This is a genomic window from Micromonospora sp. WMMC241 (assembly GCF_027460165.1).
Lineage (GTDB): Bacteria > Actinomycetota > Actinomycetes > Mycobacteriales > Micromonosporaceae > Micromonospora > Micromonospora humi.
In genome coordinates this window covers 6,321,108-6,336,943 of sequence record NZ_JAPZBF010000001.1, presented here as the reverse complement: position 1 = coordinate 6,336,943, position 15,836 = coordinate 6,321,108, and the positions used below count along the sequence as shown (strand labels likewise).

Annotated in this window: 18 protein-coding genes and 3 tRNA genes; 7 read left to right on the top strand and 14 right to left on the bottom strand. The window is 73.9% G+C overall.

Going from position 1 to position 15,836, the window contains the following annotated elements; translation table 11 throughout:
* Positions 1-160: 160 nt before the first annotated feature.
* Both O7598_RS28865 and O7598_RS28860 read left to right on the top strand, forming a co-directional pair.
* Complete coding sequence (locus O7598_RS28865; RefSeq protein WP_091062238.1) at positions 161-550, top strand: hypothetical protein; 390 nt, start codon at positions 161-163, stop codon at positions 548-550.
* A gap of 34 nt (positions 551-584) precedes the next feature.
* A complete protein-coding gene (locus tag O7598_RS28860) occupies positions 585-1,289 on the top strand; it encodes a DUF2786 domain-containing protein (RefSeq protein WP_269694344.1) in 705 nt (234 codons plus the stop codon).
* Between the two features lie 25 nt (positions 1,290-1,314).
* Here O7598_RS28860 and O7598_RS28855 read toward each other — a convergent pair whose 3' ends face one another.
* Positions 1,315-1,830 (bottom strand): SRPBCC family protein, encoded by a 516-nt coding sequence (locus O7598_RS28855; protein ID WP_269694343.1) that lies wholly within the window; start codon positions 1,828-1,830, stop codon positions 1,315-1,317.
* A 185-nt stretch (positions 1,831-2,015) separates the two neighbouring features.
* Between O7598_RS28855 and O7598_RS28850 the strand changes: the two genes are divergently transcribed.
* The gene (locus O7598_RS28850; RefSeq protein ID WP_269694342.1) at positions 2,016-2,876 is read left to right on the top strand and encodes a hypothetical protein; all 861 of its coding nucleotides are present in this window, start codon (positions 2,016-2,018) and stop codon (positions 2,874-2,876) included.
* Positions 2,877-2,979: 103 nt separating this feature from the next.
* Here O7598_RS28850 and O7598_RS28845 read toward each other — a convergent pair whose 3' ends face one another.
* From O7598_RS28845 to O7598_RS28830, 4 genes are read right to left on the bottom strand one after another with little or no spacing between them, the layout of a single operon-like run.
* Positions 2,980-3,189 (bottom strand): hypothetical protein, encoded by a 210-nt coding sequence (locus tag O7598_RS28845; RefSeq protein ID WP_269694341.1) that lies wholly within the window; start codon positions 3,187-3,189, stop codon positions 2,980-2,982.
* A gap of 36 nt (positions 3,190-3,225) precedes the next feature.
* Complete coding sequence (locus O7598_RS28840; RefSeq protein WP_269694340.1) at positions 3,226-3,624, bottom strand: arsenate reductase ArsC; 399 nt, start codon at positions 3,622-3,624, stop codon at positions 3,226-3,228.
* On the bottom strand, positions 3,621-4,358 hold the full coding sequence (locus O7598_RS28835; protein WP_269694339.1) for an aquaporin: 738 nt from the start codon (positions 4,356-4,358) through the stop codon (positions 3,621-3,623). Before O7598_RS28835 ends, O7598_RS28840 begins: the two co-directional genes overlap by 4 nt.
* Positions 4,355-4,720, bottom strand: coding sequence for an ArsR/SmtB family transcription factor (locus O7598_RS28830; protein WP_269694338.1), 366 nt, complete (start codon positions 4,718-4,720; stop codon positions 4,355-4,357). Before O7598_RS28830 ends, O7598_RS28835 begins: the two co-directional genes overlap by 4 nt.
* A gap of 76 nt (positions 4,721-4,796) precedes the next feature.
* Here O7598_RS28830 and O7598_RS28825 point away from each other — a divergent pair, with 76 nt between their 5' ends.
* Complete coding sequence (locus O7598_RS28825) at positions 4,797-5,204, top strand: ArsI/CadI family heavy metal resistance metalloenzyme (protein ID WP_269694337.1); 408 nt, start codon at positions 4,797-4,799, stop codon at positions 5,202-5,204.
* Between the two features lie 71 nt (positions 5,205-5,275).
* Here the strand turns inward: O7598_RS28825 and O7598_RS28820 are convergent.
* The 8 genes from O7598_RS28820 to O7598_RS28785 form a co-directional block, all read right to left on the bottom strand.
* A tRNA-Phe gene (locus O7598_RS28820) sits at positions 5,276-5,349 on the bottom strand.
* Between the two features lie 75 nt (positions 5,350-5,424).
* Positions 5,425-5,498: transfer RNA gene (locus tag O7598_RS28815), tRNA-Asp, on the bottom strand.
* Between the two features lie 33 nt (positions 5,499-5,531).
* Positions 5,532-5,604, bottom strand: a tRNA-Glu gene (locus O7598_RS28810).
* A gap of 143 nt (positions 5,605-5,747) precedes the next feature.
* A complete protein-coding gene (locus O7598_RS28805; protein ID WP_269694336.1) occupies positions 5,748-6,539 on the bottom strand; it encodes a polysaccharide deacetylase family protein in 792 nt (263 codons plus the stop codon).
* A gap of 77 nt (positions 6,540-6,616) precedes the next feature.
* Positions 6,617-7,564, bottom strand: a complete 948-nt coding sequence (locus O7598_RS28800) for a MerR family transcriptional regulator (RefSeq protein ID WP_269694335.1) — start codon at positions 7,562-7,564, stop codon at positions 6,617-6,619.
* Entirely contained in the window at positions 7,554-8,174 is a 621-nt protein-coding gene (idi, locus tag O7598_RS28795) for an isopentenyl-diphosphate Delta-isomerase (RefSeq protein ID WP_269694334.1), read from the bottom strand. Before idi ends, O7598_RS28800 begins: the two co-directional genes overlap by 11 nt.
* Complete coding sequence (crtI, locus tag O7598_RS28790; protein WP_269695016.1) at positions 8,171-9,652, bottom strand: phytoene desaturase family protein; 1,482 nt, start codon at positions 9,650-9,652, stop codon at positions 8,171-8,173. The genes idi and crtI overlap by 4 nt, the downstream gene beginning before the upstream one ends.
* A gap of 29 nt (positions 9,653-9,681) precedes the next feature.
* Positions 9,682-10,836: a polyprenyl synthetase family protein gene (locus O7598_RS28785; RefSeq protein ID WP_269694333.1), complete on the bottom strand. Its 1,155-nt coding sequence runs from the start codon at positions 10,834-10,836 to the stop codon at positions 9,682-9,684.
* A 64-nt stretch (positions 10,837-10,900) separates the two neighbouring features.
* On the opposite strand from O7598_RS28785, the gene O7598_RS28780 reads away from it, so the two are divergent.
* Together O7598_RS28780 and O7598_RS28775 are read left to right on the top strand one after the other, a co-directional pair.
* The gene (locus O7598_RS28780) at positions 10,901-11,827 is read left to right on the top strand and encodes a phytoene/squalene synthase family protein (protein WP_091062268.1); all 927 of its coding nucleotides are present in this window, start codon (positions 10,901-10,903) and stop codon (positions 11,825-11,827) included.
* A complete protein-coding gene (locus O7598_RS28775; RefSeq protein WP_269694332.1) occupies positions 11,824-13,146 on the top strand; it encodes a cryptochrome/photolyase family protein in 1,323 nt (440 codons plus the stop codon). Before O7598_RS28780 ends, O7598_RS28775 begins: the two co-directional genes overlap by 4 nt.
* A gap of 10 nt (positions 13,147-13,156) precedes the next feature.
* Here O7598_RS28775 and O7598_RS28770 read toward each other — a convergent pair whose 3' ends face one another.
* Positions 13,157-14,257: a serine hydrolase domain-containing protein gene (locus tag O7598_RS28770; RefSeq protein WP_269694331.1), complete on the bottom strand. Its 1,101-nt coding sequence runs from the start codon at positions 14,255-14,257 to the stop codon at positions 13,157-13,159.
* A 93-nt stretch (positions 14,258-14,350) separates the two neighbouring features.
* On the opposite strand from O7598_RS28770, the gene O7598_RS28765 reads away from it, so the two are divergent.
* A complete protein-coding gene (locus O7598_RS28765) occupies positions 14,351-15,835 on the top strand; it encodes a dihydrolipoyl dehydrogenase family protein (protein ID WP_269694330.1) in 1,485 nt (494 codons plus the stop codon).
* Position 15,836: the final 1 nt, after the last annotated feature.

Genomic DNA, 15,836 nt, shown 5'->3' with positions numbered 1-15,836 from the left:
CCTTCCTCCGGCGAAGGTCCGCTGCGCACATTAGCGTGCCCGCGCGGCACGTGGGACTGTGGACCTGGCTCCGTCGGGACGCCGACTGCGGGTATCACTCTGGGTGATCGTCGGCCCGGTTACGGGTCACCGCTTGACCCTCGCCGCTACTGTTCCGCAGGTGACCGACGACGCAGAGCAGACGCTCGACGACGCGACCGCCGTGCTCCGTTCGGCGTTGGCCGGCGACGGCGCCGGCGTCGTCGGCGCCTTCGACGCGGTCGTCGACCGGTCCGGGCTCGCCGGGGCGTACGGGGTGGCCTGGTGTCTGGCCGCCACCATGCTCGGCGACGACGCCCCCGCGGGCGCCGCCGCGCTCGACTTCCCCGGCATCGACCAGGCCGACTACGACACCCGCTGGGTGGCCCGCTTCGTCAGCGCGTACGCCAACGACGACGCCGACACCGGCGAGGCGCTGTTCGGCGCGGCGGCCGCCGACGGGCTGCTGCCCGACTGCCTGCTCACGCTCGCCGGCTCGACCATCGCCACGCTGCGCAGCCGGGAGGGCTGACACCCCGCGCGCCTCGTTGTGATACCCCTGACGGATGTCCGAGGCGATGCTCAGCAAGGTGCGCAAGCTGCTCGCCCAGGCCGAGGACCCGGCCTGCACCCCCGCCGAGTCGGCGACCTTCATGGCCAAGGCCACCGAGCTGATCGCCCGCTACGGCGTCGACCGCGCGCTGCTCGCCGCCCGCGAGCCGGCCGCCGACCCGGTCGGCGACCGGGTGGTCGAGGTGATCGCCCCGTACGCCCGGGACAAGGCCGGCCTGCTCGCCGCCGTCGCCGACCCGCTGCGCTGCCGCTGCGTACGCCGCCGGGAGGGCAACGGCTTCGCGATGCACCTGTTCGGCTTCGCCAGCGACCTGGAACGCGTCGAGCTGCTGTTCACCTCGCTGCTGGTGCAGGCCGCGCACGGGCTGGCCGGGGCGGCCGTGCCGGCCGGCGAGCACCCGGCCGCGTTCCGGCGCGCCTGGTTGGCCGGCTTCGCCCAGGTGGTCGCCGAGCGGCTGCGCGCGGCCGAGGCCGGCGCGGTCGCCGAGGCCGGCGCGCCCTCGGTGGCGCTGGTGCTGGCCGACCGCTCCGACCGCGTCCAGCGCCGGCTCGCCGAGGTGTACCCGCGACTGCGCACCGCCCCGCGTCGCCGGCTCGCCGGCGGAGGATTCGGCCCGGGCGCCGCCGCCGGCCGGCGCGCCGACCTGGGCGACCCCGGTCTGACCGGTACGGCGTCGAGCCGGGGCATCTCCGGCTGACGCCGTTCCCGCGCCGGCGGTGGGGTCAGTCGGTGGTGCGGGTGACCGTCGCCAGATAACGACAGAGCAACTCGTGCCAGCCGGCGGTGAGCGCCTCGCGGTAGCCCTCGGCGGCCGAGCCGTGCCGGTCGAAGTAGCGGTGCTCGACGTCCACCCTCGTCGACGCCGGACCCTCGGGGTGGAAGAGCACCTCCACCTCGCTGGCCCGCGCCGGATCCGGCACCGGGACTCGGTCCGGCCCGATCTGCCAGGTGAACACCAGCCGCCGGGGCGGATCCCAGGTCAGCACGCGACCCCAGTCGTTGCGGAAGCCGTACGGGCCGATCTCGTAGAGCATGCCGCCGGCCCGCGGTTCCATACCGAGCCCGGCCAGCGCCTCCGGCCCGGACCAGGTGTATTCGCGGACCCACCAGTCGGCCAGCGCGCCGGTGAAGACCGCGTACGCCCGCTCACCGGACGCCGGGACGAGGAGGCTGCTGCGGAGGGAGAAACGGTCGAACTCCTGCCGGACCTCTTCCTTGTCGGCCATCTCCTGTCCCATAAGCCCGGACCATACCGGCTGATGTCTCGCTGTGCAGCTTTGGTTTCGCCCGCTTCCGGACAGCGGGAATCCCGGTTTCCGACAGCTCGACCGGGTGGCGTCGGGAGGCTTCGACGGCCCGGCGGATGCCGTACCGGAAAGCGGGTAACCGCCGCTGACCCGGACCGGGATGGGGGAGCGGGAGCATGAGCGACGACGGAGCCACCGACGACCAGGTCACCGGGCGGAGTGCGGCCGGGCCGGAACCGGACGTCCTGCTCGACGTGCCGGAACTGTCGGTCGACGAGATCCGGCTGACGGTCGACGGGCTCGACGCGGACCTCTCGCTGCGCGCCCGGCTGGCCAACCTGCTCCAGCTCGACGCCGGCGTCCGCGTGCACCTGGAGGGCGTCGAGCTGGACATCACCGGCGTCCGGGCCGAGGCCCTGCTGAAGGTACGCCTGGAGAAGCTGGTGCAGATCCTGGACCGGGCGTTGACCACCATCGACCGCAATCCCGAGCTGATCGACGCGCTGGCCCGCTCTGTCGGGGCCACGGTCGACGACGTGCACCGGGTGGCCGGGCAGGTCGCGGGGCCGGCCGTGCACCGGACCGCCGACGCCGGTGAGGTGGTAGACCGGACCGTGCCGGAGGTGGCCGGGCGGATCGGGCAGTCCGCACCCGCTGAGCCGGACGCGCGCGAGCCGTCCGGGAGGGAGCCGTCGGCCGGAGCGGGTGGTGGTTCCGGTTCCGGTTCCGGCGGAGGTTCCGATTCCACCGGTGGTGGCGCGCCTGGCGGTGGGGCCGAGTCGACCGGCGACGCCGAATCTGGGGCGGGTACTCAGTCTCGCGGTGGCGCAAGTGAGTCGGCGGGGGACGCCGGGCCCGGGAGCGAAGCGGAATCCCCCCAGGTCACCGCATCCGACGCCAGGGCTGGCTCGGGCGGGGACAGGGCCGCGCAGTTGGCCGGGCAGGCCGGGCAGACTCTGCGGCAGGCCGGCCGGAGCGTCTGGGAGGCGATCCAGAGCGGCATGAGCCAGCAACGTCAGCAGCGTCCGAGACGCTGACCGGACCCGTCGAGGAGATCTTGGAAGGAAACGGCCCGCAGAGGGGCCTGGAGCTTCCAAGATCTGCCGCTGCCCTGCCGCCGCGGCAGCCGGGCGTGGCTCGTCAGGTGCTGTTCGGGGTGCGGCTGCGGTACACCTCGCTCTGCCCGAGGTGGCGCTGCACGTCGGTGCGGGCCTGCTCGGCGCGGGCGGCGCGCAGCGCGGTCGGGTCTTCCGACGACATGCTCCGGCTCCGGTCGCGCCGACCGACGAGGATCGCCACCGCGAGCACCAGCAGCACGGCCACCAGGAGGGAGAACACCAGCGTCGTCATGACCCGACGGTAGGGCACGGACTCCAGCCCACCCGGTCAGCCGGGGAGGCGGGCCAACAGCTCGACGACCCGCTGCCGGATCTCGTCGCGCACCTGCCGGACCACGTCGACGGGCTGACCCGCGGGATCGGTGAGCGGCCAGTCCTCGTACCTCTTTCCCGGGAAGACCGGGCAGGCGTCGCCGCAGCCCATGGTGACGATGACGTCGCTGGCCTCGGCCGCGTCCCAGGTGAGCCGGGCGGGGGTCTGGCCGGTGAGGTCGATGCCGACCTCGCGCATCGCCGCGACCGCGACCGGGTTGATCCCCTCGGCGGGCTCGCTGCCGGCCGAGCGGACCTCGACGCGGTCGCCGGCGAGGTGGCGGAGCCACGCGGCGGCCATCTGGGAGCGGCCGGCGTTGTGGACGCAGACGAACAGGACGCTGGGCTTGCTCATCGGACTTCGATCTCCCGGGTGGGGTGCGGCACGACCACGTCGTCCGCCGTGTCGGCGGCGTGCGGGTACCAGTGGGCGAGGGCGGCGACGGCGATCAGGCCGCCGGCGAGTTGGGCGGCGACGAAGCCGGGGGTCGAGGCCGGGGCGATGCCGGCGAACGTGTCGGTGAAGGCCCGCCCGATGGTGACCGCGGGGTTGGCGAACGAGGTCGACGAGGTGAACCAGTAGGCGGCCCCGATCCAGGCGCCGACGGCGGCCGGTGCGGCCGAGGTCCGGCCGGAGCGGGCGAGGGCGAAGACCAGCAGGACCAGGCCGGCGGTGGCGACCACCTCGGCGAGCCACAGGTGGCCGCCGCTGCGCCCGGTGCGTGACCACGCCACGGCGGGCAGGCCGAACATCAGGTGGGCCAGGACCGCACCGGTGATGGCGCCGGCGACCTGGGCGACGACGTACGCGGCCAGGTCCCGCGAGCCGAGTCCCGTGCCGGCGCGGCGGCCGAGCCACCAGTCGACGGCGGAGACGACCGGGTTGAAGTGCGCGCCGGACACCGGGCCGAAGGTCAGGATCAGCGCGCCCAGCGCCAGCGCGGTGGCGACCGCGTTCTCCAGGAGTTGAAGCCCGACGTCGGTCGGGGAGAGCCGGGCGGCGGCGATGCCGGAACCGACGACGGCGGCGACGAGCAGCGCCGTGCCGGTGAACTCCGCGGTGGCCCGGCGGGGCAGGGCGAGGGTCACGAGTCGCCGCCTCCGGCGCCGATCTCCAGCAGGTCGCCGAGTCGGCGGAACGCCTCGGGGCGGACCCGATACCAGACCCAGGTGCCGCGCCGCTCCGAGTCGACCAGGCCGGCCTCCCGCAGCACCCTGAGGTGGTGCGAGACGGTGGGCCCGGCGAGGTCGAAGGCCGGGGTGAGGTCGCACACGCAGATCTCCGGCACCGAGGCGATCATCGACATCAGCCGCAGCCGGACCGGGTCACCGAGGGCCTTGAACATCGGTGCCACCACCGCGGCCTGATCCGCGTCCAGCGGGCGGGCGGCGATCGGCGGGCAGCAGGCGACGGCCTGGAGGTCCACGACCGGCAGCGCTTGTTTCGACATTTCTCTAGGTTGACAGATTTGAAAACAGGGTGCAACGTGGCTCTTGCTTCGAAGAACATCTAGGCAAGGAGACGACATGTCCCGCGTCCAGCTCGCCCTGCGCGTGTCCGACCTCGAAGGCTCCGTGGCCTTCTACAGCAAGCTGTTCGGCGTCGAGCCGGCGAAGCGCCGCCCCGGCTACGCCAACTTCGCCGTCGAGAACCCGCCGCTGAAGCTCGTGCTCCTCGAAGGCGAGACCGGCCGGCCCACCGTCATGGACCACCTCGGCGTCGAGGTCGCCAGCACCGACGAGGTCACCGCCGCCACCGACCGGCTCACCGGCGCCGGCTTGATCACGCTGGAGGAGAACGACACCGAGTGCTGCTACGCCCTCCAGGACAAGGTCTGGGTGCGCGGGCCGGGCGACGAGCCCTGGGAGGTCTACACCGTGAAGGCCGACTCGCCGCAACTGGAGAAGAAGGCGGAAGGCGCCTGCTGCTCCTGAGCCCCGATACAGCAAGATCCCCACCGGCGTTTCGGCTGGTGGGGATCTCTGTAGCCCGGCGAAAGGCTATGTGGCCAGGGGCGGGGTCGAACCGCCGACCTTCCGATTTTCAGTCGGACGCTCGTACCAACTGAGCTACCTGGCCGTGGTGCTCGGCACATGCTACCGCACGGGCCGATACGCAGAACGCCGCGCATGATGTGCGCGGCGTCAGCGCTTGCGGTCCTGACGGGACTTGAACCCGCGACCTCCGCCTTGACAGGGCGGCGAGCACTCCAACTGCTCCACAGGACCTGGCTGGTGTTGCAACCGGCATGAGCCGGATCGTGCCCCCAACGGGATTCGAACCCGTGCTACCGCCTTGAAAGGGCGACGTCCTGGGCCGCTAGACGATGAGGGCGGCCCCGCCATCATTGCACACTCGCAACTTCAAGCGGACTTGCTCCCATCCGGCCCCGCCGGAGGCATGAGAAGCATATGCCATGCCTCCTCGGACGACCAAACCGGTATGGCAGCAGGCGCATCGCGGAGTGAAACCGCAGGTCACCGCAGCCGGACGATGCCGTACCGCCGCTTGAGGTCCGGGATCAGGTGCCGGCAGGCGGCCATCGTCTGGGTCCGGTCGCCGCCTGCGTCGTGCATCAGCACGACCGATCCGTGGTGGCTGGCCGACTCCACCCGCTTGATGATCTTCTTGGCCGGCGGGTGGTCCCAGTCCTGCGGGTCCACGCTCCAGTGCAGCGGACGCAGCCCCAGTTGCCGGGCGACGGTGAGTTCCTCGGCCGTCCACCGGCCGCCGGGCTGCCGGAACCAGGTGATCGGCGCGTTCGGCGCGGCGGCGTGGATGGCCCGGTTCGTCCGTTCCAGGTCGGCTCGGATCGCGGCGAGCGGGCGCCGGCCGAGGTCCACGTCGTGCCGCCAGCTGTGGTTGCAGAGCTGGTGGCCCTCGCGGACGATCTGGGCCACCAGCTCCGGGTGGCGCTTGGCCTGCCGGCCGACCACACAGAAAGTGGCGGTGACGTGGGCCGCCCGGAGCTGGGCGAGGATCTGCGGCGTGTAGCGCGGGTCCGGCCCGTCGTCGAAGGTGAGCGCCACCCCGGGGCTCCCGCTGCGCCGGTGCAGGCCGGCCGGGAGCTGCTTGGGCAGCGGCCGCAGCTTCGGCTTGGCCGGCGGAGTGGTGTGGGTGGGCTTCGGTTTCGGACTGGGGGTCGGTTTCGGCGCGGCCGAGGCCGACGGCGGGGCGGCGACCTTCTGCGGGGTCTTGCCCGGGCCGCCGCAGCCGGTGACGAGGAGCATCAGGCCGAGCGCGAACACCAGAACGGTGCGTGGACGCATCTGTCGCTCCCGGAGGGGTCGGGTCAGACGGACTTTCCGACCGTAGTGGACGACACCCTCCGAGCGGGAGGCCCCCCTCAGCCCGCCGTCGACTGATCCAGCGAATCCCGGACGGCGACGGCCAGCGAGAGCGCCTCGGCCAGGTCGACCGGTCGGACCACGCCGGCCGGCAGGGAGTCGGCCCGCCAGCCCGGCCCGGCGGCGAGCGCCAGCAATGGCCGGCGCGGGACCGCCAGCAGCGCGGCGAGCTGGTGCGGGTCGGCGGTGGCGCGGGTGTGGGACCAGAGCACCACGGCCGCCGGCCCGGTCCGGTTGACCGCCTCGACGAGGGCGGCCACCGGCACCCGGGCACCGAGCATCCGGTAACTCACCCCGGCCTCGGCCAGCGCGGCGGCCAGCGCCTCGAGCGGCAGCGAGTGCTGCTCCTCGTCGGCGCAGGAGAGCAGGATCCGGGGCGGTCCGACGGCGGGGTGCGCCCGGGCCACCGAGGCGAACGCCTCGGACACGCACCGGGACATGAGGTGTTCCACCTCGATCAGCCCGGTGGTGGCGGCGTGCCGTTCCCCGATGCCGGCGAGCACCGGCCGGAGCAGCCCCTCCCAGGTCGCCACCACGCCGTCCGTGGCCAGCGCGTCGGCGATGGTGCGGCCGATCGTCACCGAGTCCAGTCGCATGGCGGCCCGGGCCAGGCCGCGGGCGACCGGCCCGGCCCGGCCGACCGGAATGGTGGTGCCGCCGCCGTCCCGGACCGTGGACACGCCGGCCTTCAGGCCGAGCCGCTCGGGCGGCAGCACGGCCGGTGCCTGCCGGGCCCAGCGGGCCGCCTCTGCGGGCGCGATCCCCTCGGCGGTGAGCCGTCGCATGATCTCCAGGCGGGCGAGGTCGACCGGCGTGTAGCGCCGGTGGTGACCCGGCACATGTTCGCTGGGACCGAGGCCGTAGCGCTGGTGCCAGGTTCGCAGCGTGGTGACCGCCACACCCAGTCGGCGCGCGACGGCCCCCGCGCTCAGCGCCTCATCGGCCACCCGACCGCTCCGGTGCCTCGGTGGCCGGCGCGCCGGACCGGGACGGCCCGGCCGGTGTGCCCGACCGGGACGGGTGGGCCGGATGCAGCAGCCGGTTCACCACGCCCCCCAGCCAGGGGGCGTATGCGCGGGGGTCGGCGTCGAGGTCGGCCGAGACCGCGCCCGGGTCGACCCAGCGCAACTCGGCGACCTCGTCCGGGTCGGGCCGGAGGGCCACGTCGGCGGGGACGTCGGCCCGCAGCACGTGGTCGTACTCGAACTCGACCCGGCCGGTGGCCGGGTCCTCGGCGTAGTAGAGGTAGACCCCCACCTCGGTCAGGTCGACCGGGCCGAGGCCGAGCTCCTCGGCGAGCCGATGGTTGGCCGCCTCGGTCAGCGACTGGCCGGGCAGCGGGTGCCCGCAGCAGGAGTTGGCCCAGCGCAGCGGGAACCGGGTCTTGACCGCGGCCCGCTGCTGGAGCAGGACCCGGCCGGCGGGGTCGACCAGGAGCACCGAGAAGGCCCGGTGCAGCCGGCCGGGCGGCTGGTGCGCGGTGGCCACGGTGGTCTCGCCGACCACCCGGCCGCCGTCGTCCACCAGCTCGACCAGGTGGTCCTCCCGTGCCGTCACGAGATGTGCCCGGTGATCCGGGAGGCGGCCAGCTTGCCGCTGATCAGCACCATCGGCACGCCCACGCCGGGCTGGGTGCCGGAGCCGACGAAGACCACGTTGCCCAGCGTCCGGTGCAGGTTCGACGGGCGGAACGGGCCGGTCTGGAAGAGGCTGTGGGAGGCGGCGAACGGGGTGCCGGCGGCCATGCCCTGCGCAGCCCAGTCGGCCGGGGTGACCGTGCGCAGCACCTCGATGCCGTCGCCGAAGCCGACGTAGCCGCGTTCCTCGAGCGTGCTCACGAGTTGGTCGGCGTAGCGTCCGGTGAGGTCGCCGGGCCAGTCGAACGGCGCCCGGTCGAGGTTCGGCACCGGGGCCAGCACGTAGTAGGTGTGCTTTCCGGCCGGGGCCACCGACGGGTCGGTGCGGCTCGGGTTCGTCACCAGCAGCGACGGGTCGGTCATCAGCTCGCCTCGCCGGATCACCTCGTCGAACGTGCCCTTCCAGGCCCGTCCGAAGTGGATGTTGTGGTGGGCGATCTTGCCATAGCCCTGCTTCGAGCCGACGTGCAGCACCACGCAGGACGGCGAGTAGGTGAGCTTGCGCTGCCGGCTCTCCGGCAGCAGCTCCTGGTAGGCGACCGGCAGGTCCGGGTTGAGCACCACCACGTCGGCGGGGACGAACTCACCGTCGGAGGTGATCACACCGGTGGCCCGCCCGTGCGCGGTCTCCACCCGGGTCACCGTGGTGCCGTAGCGGATCTGCACGCCGTGCTTCTCGGCCGCGCCGGCCATGCCCCGGGAGACCGCGTGGATGCCGCCGCGCGGGAAGCTCACCCCGGCCACCGAGTCGAGGTACGCGATGACGGTGTAGATGGCCAGCGCGTCGTGCGGCGACAGGCCCGCGTACATCGCCTGGAAGGAGAAGATCCGCTGGGTACGCGGGTCGCGGAAGAACTGGTTGATCTTCGTCTGGAGCCGCCGGAAGGCGCCGTTGGCGAACAGCTTCAGCAGGTTGCCGGTGAGCAGGTCGGTCGGCGCGTCCAGGTTGCGTTCGATGAAGTCGGCCCGCTCCCACTTCCACAGGTTCCGGGCGTAGTCGACGAAGCGCAGGTAGCCGTCCGCCTCGCGAGGGCCGCAGACCTTGGCGATCTCGGCGGCCATCCGGGTGGTGTCGGTGATGACGTCCAGCGTCGACCCGTCCGGGTAGTAGGCCCGGTAGGCCGGGTCGAGCGGGGTCAGGTCGAGCCAGTCGGTCAGCTCCTCGCCGACCGCGCCCAGCGCCTCGGCGATCAGGTCGGGCATGGTGAGGACCGTCGGGCCGGTGTCGAACTCGTACCCGTCGACGCTGAGCCGGCCGGCGCGCCCGCCCGGCACCGGCTCGCGTTCCAGCACTGTCACCTGCCGGCCGCTGCCCGCCAGGTGCAGCGCGCAGGCCAGCCCACCCAGCCCGGCGCCGACCACGACCACCCGGTCGGTCCGTCCGTTGACGGTGCGCATTCCGGCTCCCTTGTTCACGAGGTTGCTCATCAGGACCGCCGCGCGGTGGCGGCGGTGGCGAGGCCGGTCAGCGCGGTGCGCGCCGTCTCGTCGATCGGTGCGGTGTCGAGCGCGGCCAGTGCGTCGGTCACCCGTTCGGAGATCATCCGCTCGACCTGGGCGGTGGCCCCGGTCTCCCGGACCAGGTCGGCCAGCCGGGCCACCTCGCCCGCGCCGGTGACCGAGCCGGCCCGGTCCAACGCGCGACGCTGGGCCGGGTCGGCGAGCTGCCGGGCCAGCATCAGCAGCGCGGTCGGCTTGCCGGTGCGCAGGTCGTCGCCGGCCGGTTTGCCGGTGGTGGCCGGGTCGCCGTAGACGCCGAGCAGGTCGTCGCGGAGCTGGAACGCCTCGCCGACGGCCAGCCCGTAGCGGGTGTACGCGGCGATAAGCGGGCCGTCCGCGTCGACGCCGGCCAGGCAGGCGCCGAAGAGCAGCGGTCGCTGGACGGTGTAGCTGGCGGTCTTGTAGCGGGCCACCCGCAGCGCCCGGTCGACCGACCAGTTCGCCGCGTCGTTCTCGCCGAGCACGTCCAGGAACTGGCCGGCGACCGTCTCCACCCGCATCTGGTCGTAGCAGCGGCGCACGTCGAGCAGCCGGTCGGCCGGCACGGCGGCGTGTGCCATCAGCCGGTCGGCCCAGACCATGCAGAGGTCGCCGATGAGCACGGCGATCGCCTCGCCGTAGCGGTCGGGGTCACCGGTGTGCCCGGCCGACCGGTGTCGCGCGGCGGCGGCGCGGTGCGCGGTGGGCCGGCCGCGCCGGGTGTCGGAGGCGTCCATGACGTCGTCGTGCACCAGCGCGAACGTGTGCAGCAGCTCCAGCGCGGCGAGGGCGGGCAGCACCGAGGGCAGCGGGTCGTCGCCGCCGACCACGCCGCGCCAGCCCCAGTAGGCGAACGTGGGGCGCACCCGCTTGCCGCCGGCCAGCACGGCGTCGCGCGCCGTTGCGGCGAAACCACCCATCGCTGCGTCGATCTCGGTGAGCGAGTCGACCTCGGCGGCCAGGAACGCGGCGAGCGTGTCGTCGACGCCCGTGATCAGGTCCTTCGTGAACGCGGCCAGCACGCCGTTGACCGGATCGTCCGTCGCCTCCGGCTGTGCCGGCGCGACGCGGAGCGCATTCCCCGCAACTGCGTCGTTGGCCATGAGGGGGAGCGTACCCTAGGGTTACGAGTTGCGTCGATTGCTGCGTCGAAACCGAGGAGGGCCGGTGGACACGGATCTCACCGCTGCCTATGACCGTTGCCGCGAGCTGCACCGGCGTCACGGCCGTACCTACTATCTCGCCACCCGGCTGCTCCCCGCTTGGAAACGGCGGCATGTGCACGCCCTCTACGGATTCACCAGGTACGCGGACGAGATCGTCGACCGCACCGAGGACCTGCCGCCCGCCGAGCGCGCCGCCCGGCTGCGCGAGTGGTCCGACCGCTTCGTCGCCGGCCTGCACGGTGCGTCGGTCGACGACCCGCTGCTCCCCGCCGTGCTGCACACCATCGCCGTGTTCGACCTGGACCGCGACGACTTCGCGTCGTTCCTGCGCAGCATGGCGATGGACCTCACGGTCATGTCGTACCCGACCTACGACGACCTGCTCGACTACATGGAGGGCTCGGCCGCCGTCATCGGCACCATGATGCTGCCGATCCTGGGCAGCTCCGACCCGGCCGCCGCCCGCGAGCCCGCCCGCCAGCTCGGGTTCGCGTTCCAGCTCACCAACTTCATCCGGGACGTCGCCGAGGACCTCGACCGGGGCCGCACCTACCTGCCCGACGAGGACCTGGCCAAGTTCGGCGTCACCCGCGACGACCTGCTCGCCGCCCAGGCCGCCGGGCGCACCACGCCGGCGATCCGCGAGCTGATCGAGTACGAGGTGACCCGCGCCCAGGCCCACTACCTCGCCGCCGCGCCCGGCATCCCGCTGCTCAACCCCGCCTCGCAGGCCTGCATGCGCACCGCGTACGCGCTCTACGGCGGGATCCTCGACGAGGTCGCCGGGCAGGGCTTCGACGTCTTCGTCCGGCGGGCCCTGGTCCCGCAGCGGCGGCGGATGGCGGTGGCCGCGCGGGCGCTGCTCACCCCGACCGGCACGCCGGTCCAGGTGCCCGGCCCGGCGCTCACCCCGGCCCTGGCCGGATGACCGAGCGTACGGCGGTCGTGCTGCTCACCCGCGACCTGCGGGTGCACGACCACCCGGCGCTGGCCACGGCCGCCTCGGCGTTCGACCGGGTGGTGCCGCTGTACGTGCTCGACCCGACGCTGCAGAAGCTCTCCCCGAACCGCACCCGCTTCCTGCACCAGAGCCTGGCCGAGCTGCGCGAGGCGCTCCGAAAACGCGGCGGCGACCTGGTCGTCCGACGCGGCGACCCGGTGGTCGAGACCGTCAAGCTGGCCCGCGCGGTGGGCGCCGAGGGCGTCGGGCTCTCCGCCGACGCGACCCGGTACGCCCACCGGCGGGAACGCCGCCTGCGCGCCGAGTGCGAGCGGCACCGGATGTTCCTGCGGCTCTTCCCCGGGCTGACCGTCGTCGAGCCGGGCGCGCTGAAGCCGACCGGCGGCGACCACTACCGGGTGTTCAGCCCCTACTTCCGCGCCTGGCAGGGCGTCGAGCCGCGGGAGGAGCTGGCCGCGCCGAAACGGATCCGGCTGCCCGACGGCGTCGACCCGGGCCGGCTGCCGGAACCGCCGAAGGGCGACAGCCCGGACGCCGCCGAGGGCGGGGAGAAGACCGCCCAGCGTCGCCTCAAGGCCTGGCTGCCCACGCTCGACCGCTACGACGACATCCACGACGACATGGCCGGCGACGACACCTCCCGGCTCAGCCCGTACCTCAGGTGGGGTTGCGTCTCCCCGCTCGCGGTGGCGAACCGCGCGGGCGACCGCGACGGGCCGTTCGTCCGGCAGCTCTGCTGGCGCGACTTCTACCACCAGGTGGTCGCCGGCTTCCCCGACCTGACCACCACCGCCTACCGGCGGGGCGCCCGGGAGGACTGGCGGGACGACCCGCACGCGCTGGCCGCCTGGACCGAGGGGCGCACCGGGATGCCGATCGTGGACGCCGGCATGCGGCAGCTGCGCGCCGAGGGCTGGATGCACAACCGGGCCCGGCTGATCACCGCCGGCTACCTCACCAAGCACCTCGGGCTGGACTGGCGGCCCGGGCTGGAGGTCTTCTTCCGGTGGCTGCTCGACGGCGACCGGGTCAACAACTCGGGCAACTGGCAGTGGGTGGCCGGCACCGGCAACGACAGCCGGCCCTACCGGGGCTTCAACCCGGTGCGGCAGGCCGAACGGTACGACCCGGACGGCGCGTACGTGCGGCGGTGGGTGCCCGAGCTGGAGTCGGTGGCCGGTAAGGCGGTGCACCAGCCGTGGCGGCTGCCCGACGAGACGCGTCGCACCCTCGACTACCCGCCGCCGCTGGACGTGCCCGGCAGCGACCCGGTCTGGATGCGCTGACCGCACCCGGTCACAGGCAGGAGTGCAACACCTCGGTCAGCTCGTCCACCCGGTCGTGCTCGGCCAGCCGGGCGGTCACGAACGCCAAGGCGTAGCCGCGCTCCGGGTCGGCCCAGGCGCTGCTGCCGCCGATCCCGCCCATGCCCCAACTCCCGTCCGGCTCCCACTGCATGCCGAGCGTCCAGTGCGCCGTCCGGCCCAGCACCAGGTCCGGGCCGGCGTACTGCACCCTCGTCGCCTCGGCGACCAGCCCCGGTTCGAGCAGGCGCACGCCGTCCAGCGTGCCGCCGGCGAGCAGGCCCGCGTAGAAGCGGGCCAGCGCCGACGCGGTGGCGTGCAGGTTCACCGCCGGGATCTCGGCGGCCCGCCAGGCGTCGCCGTTCACCACCGCCACGTCGCGCCCGCCCGGCGGGTTGTCCAGTGCCCGCGCCCGCAACGAACCCGGCTCACCGCGCGTCCGGTCCGGCCAGCCCGGATCGGTGTACGACAGGTCGGCGCACCGCCGCCGGTCCGCCGGCCCGAGCCCGAACGCCAGGTCCAGCCGCCACGGGCCGGCGATCTCCTCGGCCAGGAAGCGCCCCACCGAACGCCCGTCCACCCGGCGGACCAGCTCGCCCACCAGGTGCCCGTACGTCCAGGCGTGCTCGCCCGCGACGGCGCCCGGCGTCCACTCCGGCTCGGCGGCGGCCAGGTCGGCGCAGAGCAGCCCCCAGTCGGTGATCGCCTCGGCGGGCCGGGGCACCGGGAACGCGGGCAGCCCGGCGGTGTGGGCGAGCACCTGCCGCACGGTGGCCGGCGCGCGGAACCCCGGCCAGTACGCGGCCACCGGCGCGTCCAGGTCGACCCGGCCCCGGTCCACCAGCAGCAGCAGGCAGAGCGCCACCACCGGCTTGCCCACCGAGTAGACGTCGACGAGCGTGTCCGGCCGCCACGGCCGGTCCGCCCCGACGGCCGACACGACCGCGCCCGGCGGGACCGCCGCCGTGGTGCCGCCCACCAGCTCCACCACCGGGACGCCGTCGAGCCGGACGGACAGCGCCGCGCCGGTCTCCCGGCCGGTGGCGAACAGGTCGTGGAAGGCGTCCCGGACCGGGGCGAAGCGCGCGTGCATCCGGCCACGGTAGGCCGTCGAACGCATTACCGGCGGGGGAATTCCGGCCGGGTCCGGTGGCCGGACGCCCCGGCGGTGCGGAATGCTGGCGGGATGGCAGAGCCGGAAGTGGTGGACGTGGTCGTGGTCGGGCTCGGCGTCGGCGGCGAGGAGGTGGCCGGGCGGCTCGCCGAGGCCGGCCTCGACGTGGTCGGCATCGAACGGGACCTGGTCGGCGGCGAGTGCCCCTACTGGGGGTGCGTGCCGAGCAAGATGATGATCCGGGCGGCCAACGCGCTCGCCGAGGCGCACCGGGTCAACGAGCTGGCCGGCTCCGCGCAGGTGCGACCCGACTGGGCACCCGTGGCGAAGCGGATCCGCGAGGAGGCCACCGACACCTGGGACGACAAGGCGGCGGTGGACCGGTTCACCGGCAAGGGCGGCCGGTTCGTGCGCGGCAGCGGCCGGCTCGACGGCCCCAACCGGGTACGCGTCGGCGACCAGGTCTTCGAGGCCCGCTTCGCTGTGGTCCTCGGCACCGGCACCCGGCCCTCGGTCCCACCGATCGACGGGCTCGCCGACACGCCCTACTGGACCAACCACCAGGCCATCGAGGTCGAGGAGCTGCCCGGCACCCTGCTGGTGCTCGGCGGCGGCGCGATCGGGCTGGAACTGGCCCAGGTGTTCGCCCGCTTCGGCGTCCGGGTCACCGTCGTCGAGGCGGCCGACCGGGTGCTCGCGGTCGAGGAGCCGGAGGCCTCGGCGCTCGCCGCGGAGGCCCTGCGCGCCGACGGGGTGGAGATCCGCACCGGGGCCAAGGTCGGCCGGGTCAGCCACGACGGCACCGAGTTCACCGTCCACGCCGACGATGCCGCGTTCACCGGCGAGAAGCTGCTGGTGGTGACCGGCCGCCGGGCGCACCTGGAGGAGTTGGGCCTGGACACGGCCGGCGTGGACGCCGGCCAGCGCTACCTGGCGGTCAACGACCGGATGCACGTCACCGACGGCATCTGGGCGGTCGGCGACCTCACCGGCGAGGGCGCGTTCACCCACATCGCCATGTACCAGGCCGGCATCGTGGTGGCCGACGTGCTCGACCACATGCGGCGGGCCAAGGGCGGCCCGGACGCCAGCGGCACCGCGAGCGTGGTCGGCGGCGCGGCCGGCGTGGTCAGCGCCGTCGGCGGCGCGATGAGCGCGGGCGGCTCGACGGTCGCGCCGGGCAGCGTCCCGGTCGCCGACTACCGGGCGCTGCCCCGGGTGACGTTCACCGACCCCGAGGTGGGCGCCGTCGGCCTGACCGAGCAGCAGGCCCGGGACCGGGGCATCAACGTCCAGGTCGGCCACACCGACCTGACCTCGTCGACCCGGGGGTGGATCCACAAGACCGGCAACGCCGGCTTCATCAAGCTGATCGCCGACGCCGACCAGGGCGTGCTGGTGGGCGCCACCTCGGCCGGACCGGCCGGCGGCGAGGTCCTCTCCGCGCTGCTGGTGGCCGTGCACGCGGCGGTGCCGATCAGCCAGCTCCGACACATGATCTACACGTACCCGACGTTCCACCGGGCCATCGAGGACGCGCTGCGCAACCTGAAGTGAC